Here is a 15,939-nt window from a genome sequence, read left to right as displayed (position 1 = left end):
CGGCGTGCCGGTGGCGGTGAAGGATGTATTCCTCACCCCGATGTGGCCGACGATCAAGGGCTCGCGCACGATCGACCCGAAAAGCACGCTGGGAAAGTCGGCGCCGGCAACTGCCGCATTGACGCGCCATGGTTATGTTCCTATTGGAAAGACCACCACCCCGGAATTTGGCTGGAAGGGCGTTACCGACAACCCGGTTAACGGGGTAACCAATAACCCCTGGAATCCGGAAAAGACTGCTGGAGGATCGAGCGGCGGCAGCGGTGTTGCTGTGGCTCTGGGTATGGCACCGCTGGCACTGGGCACCGATGCGGGCGGTTCCATTCGCATACCGGCGGGGTTCTGCGGCATTGTCGGTCTCAAGCCCTCGTTTGGCGAGGTGCCCCACTGGCCGGCGAGCCCGTTTGGCACGCTGGCCCATGCCGGTCCGATGACCTGGACGGTAGAGGATGCGGCGCTGATGATGAACGTGCTCTGCGAGCCGGACCATCGCGACACTAATGCAATTCCTCGGCGCAATATCGATTATCTGGCCAGCCTGCACAAGGGCGTCAAGGGCCTGAAAATTGCCTACAGCCCAAACCTGGGCTACGTGGATGTCGATCCCGAAGTCGAAGCATCGGTTGCCCGTGCGGCAAAGGTATTCGAGGAGCTGGGTGCAGAGGTGGTGCGGGTTGACCCAGGCTTCAGCGATCCGTTAGGTGCATTCGGGCACCTGTTCTACGGGGGCGCGGCCAACGCGATGCGTGATCTGGGTACCAAAAAGCGCGAGCAGATGGACCCGGAACTGGTCAAGGTGGCGGAAAAGGCGGCGCGCCTCAGCATGCTCGATTACATGGGCGCGGTGAACGAATCCATGGCGCTGCGCGAACGCATGGCCAACTTCCACCGTAAATACGATCTGCTGCTGACTCCGAGCTTGCCAATTACCGCGTTCGAGACCGGTCGCGAGGTGCCGCGGGACTGGCCGAGTACGCGCTGGCCCACCTGGACGCCCTTTACTTACCCGTTCAACATGACCGGCCAGCCGGGTTTGTCGGTGCCATGCGGCTTTGACAAGGCCGGGTTGCCGATCAGTCTGCAACTGGTCGGTGCCCGTTTTAATGACGCCCTGCTGCTGCAGGCCGGCCATGCCTACCAGCAGGCGGCACCGCTGACGGATCGTCGCCCCGATTTGTTCAATTCGTGAGCGCGGGCAATTCAATTTTTGAAAGAGGTGAGTCATGTCCCTGAGCACCCTGGATGTCGATCTGTACGAATCCGAAGACCCGATCTGGAACCCGGCGATGATGGCAATTCCGGTGCCGGGTATCCGCAAGATGGTCAACATGGCGGCGACCATGGAAGACGTCATTCACCTGTCAATCGGGCAGCCAGATCTACCTGCGCCGGAAAATGTGGTCAACGCCGCGGTTGAGGCGCTGCGGGCCGGGCAGACCGGCTATACGATGGATGCCGGTCTGCCGGAGCTGCTCGACTCGCTGGCCGCGTATTACAGTAACCGTTACCAGCGACCGCTCACGCCGGACAACATCATGATCACCACCGGTGCCACCGAGGCCCTGTACCTGGCCTTGACGGCGGTAGCGGCTCCGGGGCGGCATTTTATCGTGCCCGATCCGGCCTTCATGCTGTATGCCCCCTTGCTGCGGATGAACGGGGGCGAGGTGACGGAAATCGTGACTCATGCAGAAAAGGGCCATCAGCTGGACCCGCAGGAGGTTATCGACGCGATCCAGCCCAATACCTATGCGATTATTCTCAACTCGCCGAGCAACCCCACCGGAACCGTGTATCCGAAGGAAACGCTCGAGGCCATTTTGCAGGAGGCGGCGTATCGTGGCATCGAGGTGATCAGCGACGAGGTTTACGATCATTTGATCTACGACGGTAAGGATTACCCCTCGGTCCTCGGCAGTATCAGCGATCTCGATCATGTGATGGTCGTCAGCAGCTTTTCCAAGACCTACAGCATGGCCGGCATGCGCATTGGCTGGATCATCGCCAGTCAGGGCGCAATCAAGCGGCTGCGTCGCTACCATATGTTCACCACCACTGTGGCCAACACGCCCTGTCAGTGGGCGGGGGTAGCGGCGCTCAATGGCGGCAGCGAGTTTATCGACAGCATGCTGGCCGAATACACCCGCCGCCGCGACCGTGTGGTCGAGCTGGTTGACCAGACCCCCCATCTCACCGGTTACAAGCCCGAGGGCGCGTTCTATCTCTTTCCTGCATTGCCCGAGGGCGTCAACGGCACCAATGTGGCACTGCGATTGTTGAAGGAAACCGGCGTATGCACCATTCCCGGCGAGACCTTCGGCAACAGCTGCAGTAATGCACTGCGCTTGAGCTATTCGACCTCGCTGGACAAGATCGAGCAGGCCTTCGAGCGGATTATTCCGTGGATGGAAAAACAGGATTTCAGTTGAGGCTCAAGAACGGCTGATTGGCGAGATAATCACTGAAATAAAAATATTTAAATACAACCTTTGACCTGTTTGGTTGTCTAATGAGCTGGCCGTAGTTTTTGTAGGATGCGGTTTTCCCTCACCCAGGAGCTACACATATGAATAGTATCGTTTACATCGTTGGTGCAGTCGTTATCGTACTGGCAATTCTTTCGTTTCTCGGCTTACGTTAAGTCAGGCTTCTTGCGGTTGGGCGGGCCGGTCGCGCCCGCTTCGCCGTGCGGCGCGTTTCTTCGCTTTGCCGACCGGCAACATACACGCAGAACGTTCCTGACAGTTTTTACCTGCCCTGCTAGATGGCCTCTTCCGAGCGCAACCTGGTTATTGCATCTGCGTCGTATCCCAGTCCCTTCAGCAGTTCATCGGTATGCTCACCTAGTGTGGGTCCAACCCATTCGGTTGCACCTGGAGTATCCGAGAGTTTCGGCACGATGCCGGGCATTTTGAATTGCCGGCCATCCGGTAACTTGCCATTGATAAACATGTCCCTGGCGAGAAACTGCGGGTCACTGAACATGTCTGCCACGGAATAGATCCTGCTTGCCGGCACCTCTGCCTGAGCGAGTGTCTCCAGCACAGCTTCCTGCGACAGCGAACCTACCCAGGCATCAATAAGCGCATAGAGCTCGTCACGTCGCTCGTCTCGGCCGGCGTTGTCTGCCAGTTGCGCATCCAGCGCCAAATCCTCGCGGCCAATGCAACGCATCAGGCGTCTGAAAATCGCATCGCCATTGGCGCCGATTTGCACCGACTGGCCGTCGGCGCAGGTATGGATGGAGGAGGGCGTGATACCCGGCATGATATTACCGCTGCGCTCGCGCACGAACCCCATCACGTCGAACTCGGGCACCATGCTTTCCATCATTGCAAATACGGCTTCATAGAGCGCAACATCGACTATCTGGCCTTTGCCCCCTTTGACTTCACGCTGCCGCAGCGCCATCAGCGCGCCGATCACTCCCCATAGAGCAGCGATCGAATCGCCGATGGAAATTCCGGTGCGTACCGGTGGCCGATCTTCAAAGCCGGTGATGTAGCGCAAGCCGCCGACCGATTCACCAACAGCGCCAAACCCGGGCTGGTCCTTCATTGGGCCAGTCTGGCCAAATCCGGACAAGCGGACCATCACCAGGCCGGGGTTGAGCGCATGTATGACGTCCCACCCCAGCCCCAGTTTCTCCAGCGTGCCGGGTCTGAAATTCTCGATCAGGATGTCAGTATCGGCCAGTAGAGTCTTGAGAATCGCCAACCCCTCGGGATGCTTCAGATTCAGGGTCAGGGAACGCTTGTTGCGCGCCTGGACGAACCACCATAGCGAAGTGCCCTCGTACAGCTTGCGCCATTTGCGCAGCGGATCGCCGCCGTCCGGTGATTCGACCTTGATGACATCAGCGCCGAACTCGGCGCAGATGCGTGCAGCGAATGGGCCGGCTATCAGGGTTCCCAGTTCTACGATCCTCAGGCCCGCAAGGGGTTTGGCAGTGCTCATCGATGCTCCGCTATCCGTGTCCGGAGATCAGTCTATTCGATGGTGATGCCCTGGGGGTAGAGGGTAAAAGACGAGAAAAGGAGCCGGCCTGGGAGACGGCACAACTATATATCCAGCTTAGCCCAGCGGACTTTTGACCGGTGTCGCAGGAGTGGTAGGCGCTCCAGCCGTTTCCGGGTTGGCTTCGCTTGCACCTGCTCGTGTTGCCATGCTGCCCTGGCTCAGGTCGTTGTCTTGATGGTCGCGATAAGCCTTGTAGCCGCAATACAGGGCGTACGCACCCACCGCCAGGCTGACCGCGCCAATGATGCCCGGTCGCGTCAGCCCCTTGCGCAGCAGTACTACTCCGCCGCCCATTGACATCAGTTGTTCAAGCTTGTTCTGGCTCGGTTTTTTCGTGAAATTGGTCAGATCTTTCAACATGTCGGCTCACTCGTGGTAGGTGAAAAGAAAATGGCTGTAACAGGTATGGACTGGTGCCAGACACCAGGGTTCCTAGAGAAGCACCAGACCTGTCGAACCTTCACGTCCGTCAGCTTTCCAATATAGCAGGCGCCGAGGCATGAGGCGTTCAGTGGAGGATAAAAGGAGCTGAAGTATGTCCGCATGGGAAGTGATCATTGCAACCATCGCCTCGGAATTTTCCGACCTTAGCGATATAGAGCACAATACCCGGGTTGCTCTGAGGTTGTTGCTGGCTATCATGCTGGGCGGTTTGCTGGGATATGAGCGCGAAAGTCAGGGCAAGGCGGCAGGTCTGCGCACACATATTCTGGTTTCGCTGGGCGCGGCGCTGTTTGTTCTCGGCGCCGACCCTGGCGGCGTGATGAACGACGCGATGAGTCGGGTTATTCAGGGCGTGGTTGCTGGTGTCGGTTTTCTTGGTGCGGGCACCATTCTCAAGAGCAAATCGCTGGCCAATGTGCGCGGGTTGACTACCGCCGCCGGTCTCTGGCTGACAGCCGCGATGGGCGTGGCCGTGGGGCTGGGTCAGGAAGTGGTGGCCACTATGGCAACACTGCTGGCATTGATTACCCTGCACCTGGTACCCCTGTTGTTGGAGAGAAATACTACGGAGCGGACCGGGGATGAGTAATGCCGTGCGGCCTTGAACGGCCACTTTTACGTTACACTGCAGCCTCCTTTTCGCTGGACAAGACTCTCCTATGGCTCTGCAAGCAACCCCCTACAAGGTCCACCTGAATCTGACCGATACCGATCGCGCTATCTACGAGAATCTGCGCATGACCGTCGCGCGGCATCCGTCCGAGACCGGTCAACGGATGATCGCCCGGGTGCTGGCCTACGGGATCTGGTTTCAGGAGCGCCTGGGCTTCGGACGAGGGCTTTCCGAGGTGGACGAGCCAGCCCTGTGGCATAAAAGTCTGGACGACCGCATCGAGCACTGGATCGAAGTGGGGCAGCCGGACGCCGAGCGCCTGACGTGGTGCTCGCGCCGTGCCGAGCGGGTGTCGCTGCTGGTCTACGGTAACGCCCGGGCCTGGTCGGCCAAGGTGCTGCCGGCGGTCGCTGGCCTGAAGAATCTGCATATCGCCGCGTTGCCCCAGGAACCTCTCGATTTGCTGGCCGAAAACCTCACCCGCACTATCGATTGGGGGTTGATGATTACCGATGGGATTCTCTACGTCAGCGATGCCGAGATTCAGGTCGAGTTACCGCTCGAGTGGCTGATGGGCGAGAGGTGAACTCCTGATGCGTATCGAATCCCGTGCTGTACCCGTCGACCTGCCGCTGCTCGGTGATCTGCCGCCACTGCTGACCCGTCTGTATGCGGCCCGCGGCGTCAACTGCCTGGCCGATCTGGACAAGCGCCTGCAGGCTCTACTGCCGTTCACGCTGTTCAAGGGCATGCCCGAGGCGGTTGCGGTGCTTGTCGAGGCGCTGCAACAGCAACAACCGATTCTGGTCGTGGGTGATTTCGATGCGGACGGCGCAACCGCCAGCAGCGTAGCGGTGCTGGGGCTACGGGCGTTGGGAGCCGGAGCGGTCGATTATCTGGTGCCCAACCGTTTCGAGTTCGGTTACGGTCTGACCCCGGAAATTGTCGAGGTGGCACTGACACGCAATCCCGCGGTACTGGTGACGGTCGATAACGGCATATCCAGTATCGAGGGTGTGGCTGCGGCCAAGGCCGCAGGTCTGAAAGTCGTGGTAACCGATCACCATTTGCCGGCCGAGCAATTGCCTGATGCCGACGCCATCGTCAATCCGAGCCAGCCCGGCTGCACGTTCCCGAGCAAGGCAATTGCCGGAGTCGGGGTGATTTTCTATGTGCTGCTGGCGTTGCGTGCCGAGCTTCGGGAGCAAGGCTGGTTCAATACCGCGCGACCGGAACCCAACCTTGGCGAACTGCTTGATCTGGTCGCTCTGGGCACGGTTGCCGATGTAGTACCGCTGGACACGAATAACCGTATTCTGGTGCATCAGGGGCTGGCGCGCATTCGTGCCGGGCGCTGCCGTCCGGGCATCCGCGCCTTGCTGGAGGTCGCCGGCCGTCCTGCGCAGCGGCTGGTCTCCACCGACTTGGGTTTTATCGTTGGCCCACGGCTGAACGCCGCCGGTCGGCTGGACGATATGAGCCTGGGTATCGAGTGTCTGCTTACCGACAACGAAGCGCTGGCGCTGGATATCGCGCGCGAGCTGGACAGCCTCAATCGCGACCGCAAGACGATCGAGCGCGACATGCAGCAACAGGCCCTGGCGACGCTGGCGGCGATGGATCTGCAAGACAGTGATCTGCCCTTTGGTCTCTGCCTGTTTGATGCGGAATGGCACCAGGGGGTTATAGGCATCCTTGCCTCGCGCCTCAAGGACAAGTATCACCGTCCGGTAATTGCCTTTGCCGACGCCGGCAACGGCGACCTCAAGGGCTCGGCTCGCTCGGTTCCCGGCCTGCACATCCGCGATGCGCTGGATGCAGTGGCAGCGCACCAGCCGGGCCTGATCAGCAAGTTTGGCGGACACGCGATGGCTGCCGGGCTGTCTTTGCCGCAGGCCAATCTGGAGGCCTTCCAGGCAGCCTTCGACAGCGAAGTAAGGCGCCAACTGAGTGCCGAGGATCTGACCGGCAGGCTGCTTTCCGACGGCGAGCTGGCCGAGTCCGAGTTCAATCTGGATATGGCATCACAACTGCGTGAGGCTGGTCCCTGGGGGCAGCATTTTCCCGAGCCGGGCTTTCACGGCGAATTCATGCTGGTACAACAGCGGCTGGTGGGCGAGCGTCATCTGAAGATGGTCCTGCAGTTGCCCGGCGCGAGCGATGTGCTGGACGCCATCGCCTTCAATATTGACCCCAAGGTATGGCCCAATCCTGCTGTGCAGCGCGTGTTGCTGGCCTACACCCTGGACATCAACGAGTTTCGCGGGCGCCGGAGTCTGCAGCTTATGGTCAGGCATTTGCAGGCTCTCTGAGGCCTTTGCGGCTTGCCTCTGTTGTGCCACCATCGGGGCAAAGAACAACATCGGTGACCCATGCGCACTCCTGAATCCCACTACGATTACATCATCGTCGGTGCCGGCCCGGCCGGTTGCCTGCTGGCCAACCGGCTGTCGTCGGATCCCGCCACCCGGGTTCTGTTGCTGGAAGCGGGCGGCAGCGATAATCAACCCTGGATTCACATTCCGGTTGGGTATCTGTTCTGTATCGGCAATCCGCGCACCGACTGGTGCTATCAGACCCAGCCTGAGCCGGGGCTGGGCGGTCGCAGCCTGGGCTATCCCCGGGGTCGCGTGCTGGGTGGTTGTTCTTCGATCAACGGCATGATCTACATGCGCGGCCAGGCGGCGGACTATGACGGCTGGGCGGCGGCGGGCAACCCGGGCTGGGGTTGGAAGGATGTCTTGCCGTTGTTCATCAAGTCGGAGAACCATTACGCCGGCATGAGCGACCACCATGGCGCTACAGGTGAGTGGCGGGTCGAGACGCAGCGTCTGCACTGGACACTGCTGGATGATTTCCGCCGGGCGGCAGATGAAAACGGTATTCCACCGGTCGAGGATTTCAATACCGGCGATAACGAAGGCAGTAGCTACTTTCAGGTCAACCAGCGGCGCGGTGTGCGCTGGAACTCGGCAAAGGCCTATCTCAAGCCCGCGCGCAAGCGACCGAATCTGACCGTCCTGACCCATGCCGAGGCGCAAACACTGATTCTGGATGGCAAGCGCGCCGCTGGGGTGCGCGTTGGCTGGCAGCAGCGCACGATCGATATCCATGCCGAGCGTGAAGTCATTCTGTGCGCTGGAGCCATCGGCTCTCCGGCGCTATTGCAACGCTCGGGCATCGGACCGCGCGCCTTGCTTGAATCCCACGGTATCGAGGTTCGCCACGAACTGCCGGGGGTCGGTGAAAATCTGCAGGATCATCTGCAGCTGCGTCTGATTTTCAAGGTCGAAGGCGTAGCCACGCTTAACCGGATGGCGGCGAACTGGTGGGGCAAGGCCGGCATGGGGCTGCGCTACGCATGGAATCGCAGTGGTCCGCTGGCCATGGCGCCGAGCCAACTGGGCGCCTTCGCCCGATCCGATCCGGATCAGCCGCGGGCGAACCTGCAGTACCACGTTCAGCCCCTGTCACTGGAGCGCTTTGGTGAGCCTTTGCACCCGTTCGCTGCATTTACCGCATCGGTTTGTAACCTGCAGCCGAAAAGTCGCGGTCGTGTGCAGATCGCCAGTGCCGATCCTGCTGTAGCGCCGTTGATCCAGCCAAACTATCTAAGCCACCCGGAGGATCTCAGGGTCGCTGCCGATGCCATCCGGCTGACCCGGCGTATTGCTGCGGCGCCAGCGCTGTCGCGCTATCAGCCGCAGGAATATCTGCCGGGGCCGGCACTGCAGAGCGACGAGGAACTGGCCGAGGCTGCTGCGGCCATCGGCACCACGATTTTCCATCCGGCCGGGACCTGCGCAATGGGTCAGGGAGCGGATGCGGTGGTGGACCATGAGCTGCGCGTGCGTGGCATTGACGCTCTGCGCGTGGCCGACACCTCGATCATGCCGACCATTACCTCCGGCAACACCTGTTCGCCCACTTTGATGATCGCCGAAAAACTCGCATCATTGCTGCAGAGTTCAAAACCGGGTTGATCTTGCTGCTGTATGGTCCTTTTGTCGAACCTTGTGAGCCGGTGGCGGGTCGAAGATTGACCTGAGTCAGCGTCGCCGTGGCAGTGGCTGCGTACTCTGGTGATCTGGGATCATCATCGGGAGTCAGGCATGCGGCAGCAATCAGAAAACACCCCTTGGCACAGCATGAGCGTCGATGAGGTGCGTGCCAGCCTCGACGTGTCGCCGGCTGGTCTGAGTGATGAACAGGCAAAGCACCGGCTTGATCAGCACGGGGCCAATGTCCTTCCCGCGGCCAAGCCAAGACCGATATGGTCGAGGCTGCTGGCGCAATTCAATAACGTACTGATATACGTGCTGATGACCGCTGTGCTGGTGACGGCACTGCTGGGTCACTGGCTGGATACCGCCGTGATCTTTGCTGTGGTTCTGGTGCAAGGACTGGTGGGGTTCATCCAGGAAGGCCGTGCCGAAAAGGCGCTGGCCGCGATACGGCACATGCTGGCTCCCTGGGCCACGGTTTTACGCGATGGCGAGCGCCTGCACGTGGATGCCAGCGGTCTGGTTCCAGGCGATGTGATACTGCTCGAGCCCGGCGATCGGGTGCCCGCCGATATCCGCCTTGAGCAGGTGCACGGACTGACCGTCGACGAGTCGATGCTGACTGGAGAATCGGTGCCGGTGGAAAAGGGGCTGGCAGTGCAGACGGCAGATGCCCCCCTGGGCGACCGTTTCTGTCTGGCCTATTCCGGCACGCTGGTGAAGGCGGGTACCGCCAGGGGCGTGGTGGTAGCGACGGGCCGGGACAGTGAGATAGGCCGGATTTCCGGTCTGCTGTCAGAGGTGGAGGCGTTGCAGACACCGCTGACCCAGCAGATGAACAGGTTCTCGCGTTATCTGTCAGCCGTTATCGTGCTGGGCGGGCTGCTGGTCTTTCTGCTCGGCTGGCAATTCGGCGACAGGGAACTCAGCGAGCTCTTCATGGCTGTCGTGGCATTGACGGTGTCGGCCATCCCCGAGGGGTTGCCGGCGATTCTGACCATCACCCTCGCCATCGGCGTCCAGCGTATGGCCAACCGCAAGGCAGTGGTCCGGCGTATGCCTGCGATCGAAACGCTGGGCGCTGTTTCGATTATCTGCACGGACAAGACCGGTACCCTGACGCGTAACGAGATGATGGTCGCAGCATTGGTCCTCGATGAGCAGGTCTATCCGGTCAGCGGTGAGGGTTATGAGACCCGCGGCAGGATTGGCACGGACGCTGACGATGGTGGATCAGGCAGTCCACCACCTGAACTGCTTGCGGATCTCGCGCAGGCGGCGCTGCTATGTAATGACGCGCGCCTGGATACCAGTGAAGAGCAGGTAAAGGTCATCGGCGACCCGATGGAGGGCGCGTTGCTGGTGCTGGCGGCGAAGGCCGGGCTGGATCTGCATGCCTACGGCGCACAGTGGCCGCGCCAGGATGAGGTGCCCTTTGACGCACAACTGCGTTACATGGCCACGCTCAATCACGATCATCACGGCCATGGCCGCGTCCTGGTCAAAGGCGCTCCGGAACAGGTGATGGCCCTGTGTCAGTTGGCGCGGGACAGCCAGGGCAATAGCGTACCGCTGGATTCTGACCGTTGGCAGCGCCACGTCGACGAACTCGCTGGTGAGGGCCTGCGTATTCTCGCGCTCGCGGCAGCGCCCGCGCCTGCCGGGACCAGCGAGCTGAACATAGACAACCTGGGACATGATCTCGAGCTGATCGGCCTGGTGGGTCTGCTTGATCCGCCGCGCCAGGAAGCGATGGAGGCGATTGCCGAGTGTCACCGGGCCGGAATCCAGGTCAAGATGATTACCGGTGATCATGCGGTGACGGCCCGTGCCATTGCCGAGCGGCTAGGTCTGCGCAATGCCGCCGAAGTCGCCAGCGGCAAGGATCTGGACGCGCTGGATGATGCCGGTCTGCTTGAGCTGGCGCAACGTGTCGACGTGTTCGCGCGTACCAGCCCCGAGCACAAGCTGCGCCTGGTTCAGGCGCTGCAGTCGGCCCATGGCGTGGTGGCGATGACCGGCGACGGGGTGAATGATTCGCCCGCGCTCAAGCGTGCCGATGTGGGTATTGCGATGGGTCAGAAGGGCTCTGCCGCGGCCCGCGAGGCGTCGGATATTGTCCTGTTGGACGACAACTTCGCCACGCTTGCCGCCGCGGTGAGTGAAGGCAGAACGGTCTACGCCAACCTGAAAAAGGCCATCAGTTTTTTGTTGCCGATCAACGGCGGCGAAGCGGCCAGTCTGATTGTGGCGCTGCTGCTGGGCCTGGCTTTACCGATTACCGCGCTGCAGATTCTCTGGGTCAATCTGGTCAGCTCCGTGGTGCTGGCCATGGGGCTGGCCTTTGAGCCGGCCGAGGAAGATGTAATGCGCAAGCCACCCAGACCTGCGGGCGAAGGCCTGCTGGATGCATTCCTGGTCTGGCGCATCGTTTTGGTGTCCCTGCTTTTCCTCGGGGGTATATTTGCCTCGTTCCAATGGGCATTGCATGCGGGCCTGGGCGAGGCGGCGGCGCGGACGCTGGCGGTCAATACGTTAGTTGCGATGGAGGTCTTCTATCTGTTTGCCGTGCGTTACCTGGACAACCCCTCCCTGAGCTTGCGCGGCACGCTGGGCACACCGGCGGTATGGGTGGTGATCGGTCTGATCGTGCTGTTGCAATGGCTGTTTACCTATCTGCCATTCATGCAGTCGCTGTTTGGTACGGCTGCGCTGGGCATTGCGGTATTGCTGATTGCGCCCGCTGCCGGGGTAATAGTGCTGCTGGTGCTCGAGCTTGAAAAACGCGTGCGACGTCCGCACTACGCGGTCCGGCAATAGGGAAGGGGCCTTTCTCAGGACGCGACATTTCAGCTGCTGTCGCGCCCGGCATGGTGCTTTCAGCGCAATATTGCCGGCGTGCCGTGACCTTCGACTGCCGCCCATTCCTGCGGATCCATCCAGTGCCGCGAATCCGTGCCGGGAGCGGTTTGTGCGGCAGCCGCCAGTACATGGGCCCAGGTGCAGCGGTTCGCAAACAGCATACCGGCCTGATCGAAGGTGCCGCCATGGTTGATGTAGCCGAGGACGCGGCTGCGCCGCGGGTCCGGTAGCAGTCCGCTGAGGTGGCCGCGCAATACTTCCGGGCGCATATGCGTCAGCATGACGCGGCGTGTAATGGCCTGCGGAAACAGTGCCTCGATTTCCGCGGAGCTAGCACTGCAGGCTGCTTCGTGCGCGTCACGGGGCAGGGTGAAGCGTCCGGGCTCCTGCAGATAGACCAGCCGCCAGTTCTGGTCATGGTCGGTCAGGCGCTGTGCGGCGCGGAGCATCTCGCCCAGCTGGTAGGCGCCGTTGGCGATCAGTAGTACCGACTCACCGCTACCCTGGTGCTCGTTGACCACTATAGCGCCCTGATCCGCCAGTTGGTGGCCCTGTTGCGGACTCATCCAGACCGGGCATTCGCCCTTGGGAATAACCATGCAGCTGAGTTGGCCACGTGCCTGCCAGATGCTCGGGAGCAGCGCCAGGGTGCTGTTGTAATCGGCCGGAAAGAGCACGCGCATGCCATCGTGCATCTCGCCGAGCAATGCCTCGCAGAAGGTGGTGTCCTGGTGCGACTGCTCGTTTTTGCCATTCTCCCAGGTATGCGAGGTGGCGATCAGCGGGAAGCCGAGCCAACGTGCCGGGCGTCCGACCTCCTTCTGATGACGGGCAAAAATCAGCTCCTGACGCACTGCGCCGAGCATCTTGACGCAAAATGCCTCGTAGCTGGCGACCAGGTTGATGCCGCCCTTGTTGGCCAGGCATGCGGATACAACGGCTTCTTCGTTCAACGCCGTGATGATCTGCCCGTTGACTGCCTCCAGTTCGCTTTCCGGCTCCAGGGCCCGGTGCTTCAATGCCTTGAGCACGCCGTCCAGGCGATTGCTGGAAAGCTCGTCAGGGTTGCCGACACGGGCACGCAGGTTCTGGTTGGTGCTAACCAGAGCGGTAAAGAACCGATCCACCGCACGCATTGGCGAAACGGCGTCCTGGGTCCATTCCAGTGGCGGTATTACCGGTTCGGCCGGATTACGCTGCGCCAGTGAGTGGTCACGCTCCAGCGGGCGGTTCTGAGCATCATGGCAATTCAGTTGTTCGCGGGCCTGTTGCAGGTCCTGCGGGGAAACCCAGAGGAAGCGGGCGTGCTGGTTGAACAGGTCGCGGGCATTCTGGTCATGCCGCGGGTTGCCGGGTAGCGGCAGGTTGTGTGCGGCGTTTTCGCCGGCCCCGTAGAAGCCGAAGCCCTTGATGGTTTCGGCAATGGCATAGGGGATCGGTAGCGGATAGCTGAGGATGCCTTGCCGGTACTCCTCTGTCCGGCGTGCCAGTCGCTGTTCCATCTCGTGCAGCGCGCAGACGATAGCTGCCGGGTCGCGGCCATCGATACGCATCGGGTCGAAGCCGCAGGCGCGGAGATGTCTGGCGAAGGCGTCCAGTCCTTTTTCAGTGCACAGTTCGGTGCGTTGTTCGATCCGCCGGCCATTGGCGATCATTACCGGCAGCGCCGCACCACAATCTTCGGCTCGCCACCAGCGCGGGATCCAGTCGCTGCCGCGCTGTTCTTCAGCTGCGCCATCTGACAGGAAGGCCACCAGGGTTTCCCCGGGCAGTGGCATGTGCGCGTATTGCAACTCGGCAAATCCCAGGTAGCCTCCTTCAATAATCCCGCCAGCGGTAAAGGCATTGACGTGACTGCCCAGGGGGGCTGCCGGGCGACCGTCCGGGAACTGCGCGTAGCCGTAGAAATCCCGGAGTAGCTGTTCCAGCCCAGCGTCACCGGCATAGCGCTCGGCCTGTTCAGGGTGCAGGTTGCCGGTCAGAACATTGATGGCGTCAATGGCAGCCACGCAATGTCCCTGCCCCATAAGCCAGCTACGTGTGCGCCCGGTAAGGCTGTTCAGGGCCAGGTAGGCGGCGTAGGGAGGCACCATATTCAGCGCCCCACCGGTATGCCCTTCCGGGCGCGACTTGAAATCCTCGGCCGCGAGCGGGGTGCCGTCGGTATGACAGCGCTTGGCATAGGTCATGTGTACTACCAGCCACATACCGGCGCTGGTCAGATGGTCGAGGGCTACAAACATGTCATAAATGCTATCGAGATCGCTGTGTTGACTGCCCTCCTGCAGTTGATGAGCCAGGCGATACACTGACGCCTGGGTTTCGAGCGTATGGGCGATAACGCCATGCCCGGTCCGCCAGCGTGCGAAGGCCGGATGCTTGTTGGCATGTTCGTCGAGGGTGGTCTGGTCGGGCATTAGCTGGCTCACGGCGTAACTCCATTGGATAGGTGGCCTGGTCTGTTCAGTCTAGTCAGTAGGACAGCCAGGCCAGCTGATCTGCGTCAACCCTGTGCACATTGCTTTGGTTTCACCGGGTTGCGAAGCCGTCGCGCAGCTCCCGGACCCTGCTATAGTCAGGATTCATAACAATAACGAGGTGAGACCATGCAACGTTGGATATTCGTTTTCATCGCCGGTTTCCTGGCGGTTCTGTGTTTTCATCAGGCTGCGCTGGGGTTACTGCATTCGGCAGGTGTCGTGCCCTTTACGCCTTATTCGCTGCAGCCGACTGCGCCGCTGGGAATCCCCTCGGTCATTTCTGCCAGCTTCTGGGGCGGACTCTGGGCGCTGGTAATGATCGCGGTACTGGACAGGATCGGGCATGCCCTGATCTGGCTTAAGGCCGCCCTGTTCGGTGGTATCGCGCTGACCCTGGTTGCCCTGGTCGTGGTCTTCCCGCTCAAGGGGTACGGCTTTGATATGGCCCAACTGCCGGGCCGCTTCATTATCGGTTTCATTCTCAATGCGCTCTGGGGTATCGGCACCATCGTGTTTATCCGCGTGTTGCCGCGCTGATCCACCCCTGGCTTCGGTGGCGCTTCGTCGAGGCGCCACCGGCGCCTGTCCAGTAGGTCCACGGTACTGCACGTGATGTCCGAATTCCGCTACAATGGCGGCTTTTGCCTGACGGGATTTGTCACCATGGAAATCAATCCGATTGTTAACACCATCAAAGATCTGCGTGGGCGCTCCGAGTCCATCAGGGGGTATCTTTGACTACGATCAAAAACATGATCGTCTGACCGAAGTCGAACGCGAAATGGAAGACCCCAGCGTCTGGAACGACCCCGAGCGGGCACAGAATCTGGGGCGCGAGCGCGCCCAGCTGGCGCAGATCGTCGAAACGCTGGACGAGATGCACAGCGGCCTGGCCGATGCCTCCGAGCTGCTGGAAATGGCCGTCGAAGAGGAAGACGAAGGCGCTGTGGCCGATGTGGTCACCGAGCTTGAGCGGCTGCAGAAGAGCCTTGAGAAACTCGAGTTCCGCCGCATGTTCAGTGGCGAGATGGATTCGACCAACTGTTATCTGGATATCCAGGCCGGTTCCGGCGGCACCGAAGCCCAGGACTGGGCCAACATGTTGCTGCGCATGTACCTTCGCTGGGCTGATCAGCGCGGCTTTGAAACCGAGATCGTCGAATTGTCCGAGGGCGAAGTCGCCGGCATCAAGAGTGCGACTGTCTATATCAAGGGTGAATACGCCTTTGGCTGGTTGCGCACCGAGATCGGCGTGCATCGCCTGGTACGCAAGAGCCCATATGATTCGGGCAACCGCCGGCATACCTCCTTTTCCGCGGTATTCGTTTCGCCGGAGATCGATGACGATATCGACATCGACATCAATCCGTCTGACCTGCGCGTGGACACCTATCGCTCCCAGGGCGCGGGTGGTCAGCACGTTAACACCACAGATTCGGCAGTGCGTATCACCCACGTGCCGACCAATACCGTGGTCAGCTGCCAGAGCCAGCGTTCCCAGCACGGCAACCGTGAT

At 60.9% G+C, this 15,939-nt stretch carries 11 protein-coding genes and 1 pseudogene; 9 read left to right on the top strand and 3 right to left on the bottom strand.

The genetic code is table 11. The features are described from left to right. Together ABYA88_RS12225 and ABYA88_RS12220 are read left to right on the top strand one after the other, a co-directional pair. On the top strand, positions 1-1,189 hold a 1,189-nt coding region (locus ABYA88_RS12225), incomplete at its 5' end, for an amidase (RefSeq protein ID WP_373187606.1). Between the two features lie 34 nt (positions 1,190-1,223). Next, complete coding sequence (locus ABYA88_RS12220; protein WP_373187605.1) at positions 1,224-2,429, top strand: pyridoxal phosphate-dependent aminotransferase; 1,206 nt, start codon at positions 1,224-1,226, stop codon at positions 2,427-2,429. Between the two features lie 331 nt (positions 2,430-2,760). Here the strand turns inward: ABYA88_RS12220 and ABYA88_RS12215 are convergent, their stop codons facing one another. After that, positions 2,761-3,957, bottom strand: coding sequence for a CaiB/BaiF CoA transferase family protein (locus ABYA88_RS12215; RefSeq protein WP_373187604.1), 1,197 nt, complete (start codon positions 3,955-3,957; stop codon positions 2,761-2,763). A 117-nt stretch (positions 3,958-4,074) separates the two neighbouring features. Further along, complete coding sequence (locus tag ABYA88_RS12210; RefSeq protein WP_373187603.1) at positions 4,075-4,380, bottom strand: hypothetical protein; 306 nt, start codon at positions 4,378-4,380, stop codon at positions 4,075-4,077. Positions 4,381-4,555: 175 nt separating this feature from the next. Between ABYA88_RS12210 and ABYA88_RS12205 the strand changes: the two genes are divergently transcribed. The 5 genes from ABYA88_RS12205 (at position 4,556) to ABYA88_RS12185 (ending at position 11,901) form a co-directional block, all read left to right on the top strand. After that, positions 4,556-5,053: an MgtC/SapB family protein gene (locus ABYA88_RS12205; protein WP_373187602.1), complete on the top strand. Its 498-nt coding sequence runs from the start codon at positions 4,556-4,558 to the stop codon at positions 5,051-5,053. Positions 5,054-5,123: 70 nt separating this feature from the next. After that, positions 5,124-5,663 (top strand): YaeQ family protein, encoded by a 540-nt coding sequence (locus tag ABYA88_RS12200; protein WP_373187601.1) that lies wholly within the window; start codon positions 5,124-5,126, stop codon positions 5,661-5,663. A gap of 7 nt (positions 5,664-5,670) precedes the next feature. After that, positions 5,671-7,389: a single-stranded-DNA-specific exonuclease RecJ gene (gene recJ / locus ABYA88_RS12195; protein ID WP_373187600.1), complete on the top strand. Its 1,719-nt coding sequence runs from the start codon at positions 5,671-5,673 to the stop codon at positions 7,387-7,389. Positions 7,390-7,449: 60 nt separating this feature from the next. Continuing rightward, positions 7,450-9,060: a GMC family oxidoreductase gene (locus tag ABYA88_RS12190; protein ID WP_373187599.1), complete on the top strand. Its 1,611-nt coding sequence runs from the start codon at positions 7,450-7,452 to the stop codon at positions 9,058-9,060. A 129-nt stretch (positions 9,061-9,189) separates the two neighbouring features. Then, entirely contained in the window at positions 9,190-11,901 is a 2,712-nt protein-coding gene (locus ABYA88_RS12185) for a cation-translocating P-type ATPase (protein ID WP_373187597.1), read from the top strand. Between the two features lie 59 nt (positions 11,902-11,960). Here ABYA88_RS12185 and ABYA88_RS12180 read toward each other — a convergent pair whose 3' ends face one another. Continuing rightward, positions 11,961-14,372, bottom strand: coding sequence for a xylulose 5-phosphate 3-epimerase (locus ABYA88_RS12180; protein WP_373187595.1), 2,412 nt, complete (start codon positions 14,370-14,372; stop codon positions 11,961-11,963). A gap of 177 nt (positions 14,373-14,549) precedes the next feature. Here ABYA88_RS12180 and ABYA88_RS12175 point away from each other — a divergent pair, with 177 nt between their 5' ends. Beyond that, on the top strand, positions 14,550-14,960 hold the full coding sequence (locus tag ABYA88_RS12175; protein ID WP_373187594.1) for a hypothetical protein: 411 nt from the start codon (positions 14,550-14,552) through the stop codon (positions 14,958-14,960). A 126-nt stretch (positions 14,961-15,086) separates the two neighbouring features. After that, positions 15,087-15,939: pseudogene (gene prfB / locus ABYA88_RS12170) on the top strand (peptide chain release factor 2); the annotation flags it as partial.

Source organism: Halopseudomonas sp. (genome assembly GCF_041579695.1).
Lineage (GTDB): Bacteria > Pseudomonadota > Gammaproteobacteria > Pseudomonadales > Pseudomonadaceae > Halopseudomonas.
Note: the sequence above shows the minus strand (reverse complement) of the source record. Positions and strands in the feature narration are given on the sequence as shown.

Bases quoted from the DNA above. Each gene is read 5' to 3' on its own strand.
- ABYA88_RS12175 (WP_373187594.1), top strand. From the start codon at position 14,550: ATGCAACGTTGGATATTCGTTTTCATCGCCGGTTTCCTGGCGGTTCTG.
- ABYA88_RS12210 (WP_373187603.1), bottom strand. From the start codon at position 4,380: ATGTTGAAAGATCTGACCAATTTCACGAAAAAACCGAGCCAGAACAAG.
- ABYA88_RS12185 (WP_373187597.1), top strand. From the start codon at position 9,190: ATGCGGCAGCAATCAGAAAACACCCCTTGGCACAGCATGAGCGTCGAT.
- ABYA88_RS12205 (WP_373187602.1), top strand. From the start codon at position 4,556: ATGTCCGCATGGGAAGTGATCATTGCAACCATCGCCTCGGAATTTTCC.
- recJ (WP_373187600.1), top strand. From the start codon at position 5,671: ATGCGTATCGAATCCCGTGCTGTACCCGTCGACCTGCCGCTGCTCGGT.
- ABYA88_RS12220 (WP_373187605.1), top strand. From the start codon at position 1,224: ATGTCCCTGAGCACCCTGGATGTCGATCTGTACGAATCCGAAGACCCG.
- ABYA88_RS12200 (WP_373187601.1), top strand. From the start codon at position 5,124: ATGGCTCTGCAAGCAACCCCCTACAAGGTCCACCTGAATCTGACCGAT.
- ABYA88_RS12215 (WP_373187604.1), bottom strand. From the start codon at position 3,957: ATGAGCACTGCCAAACCCCTTGCGGGCCTGAGGATCGTAGAACTGGGA.
- ABYA88_RS12190 (WP_373187599.1), top strand. From the start codon at position 7,450: ATGCGCACTCCTGAATCCCACTACGATTACATCATCGTCGGTGCCGGC.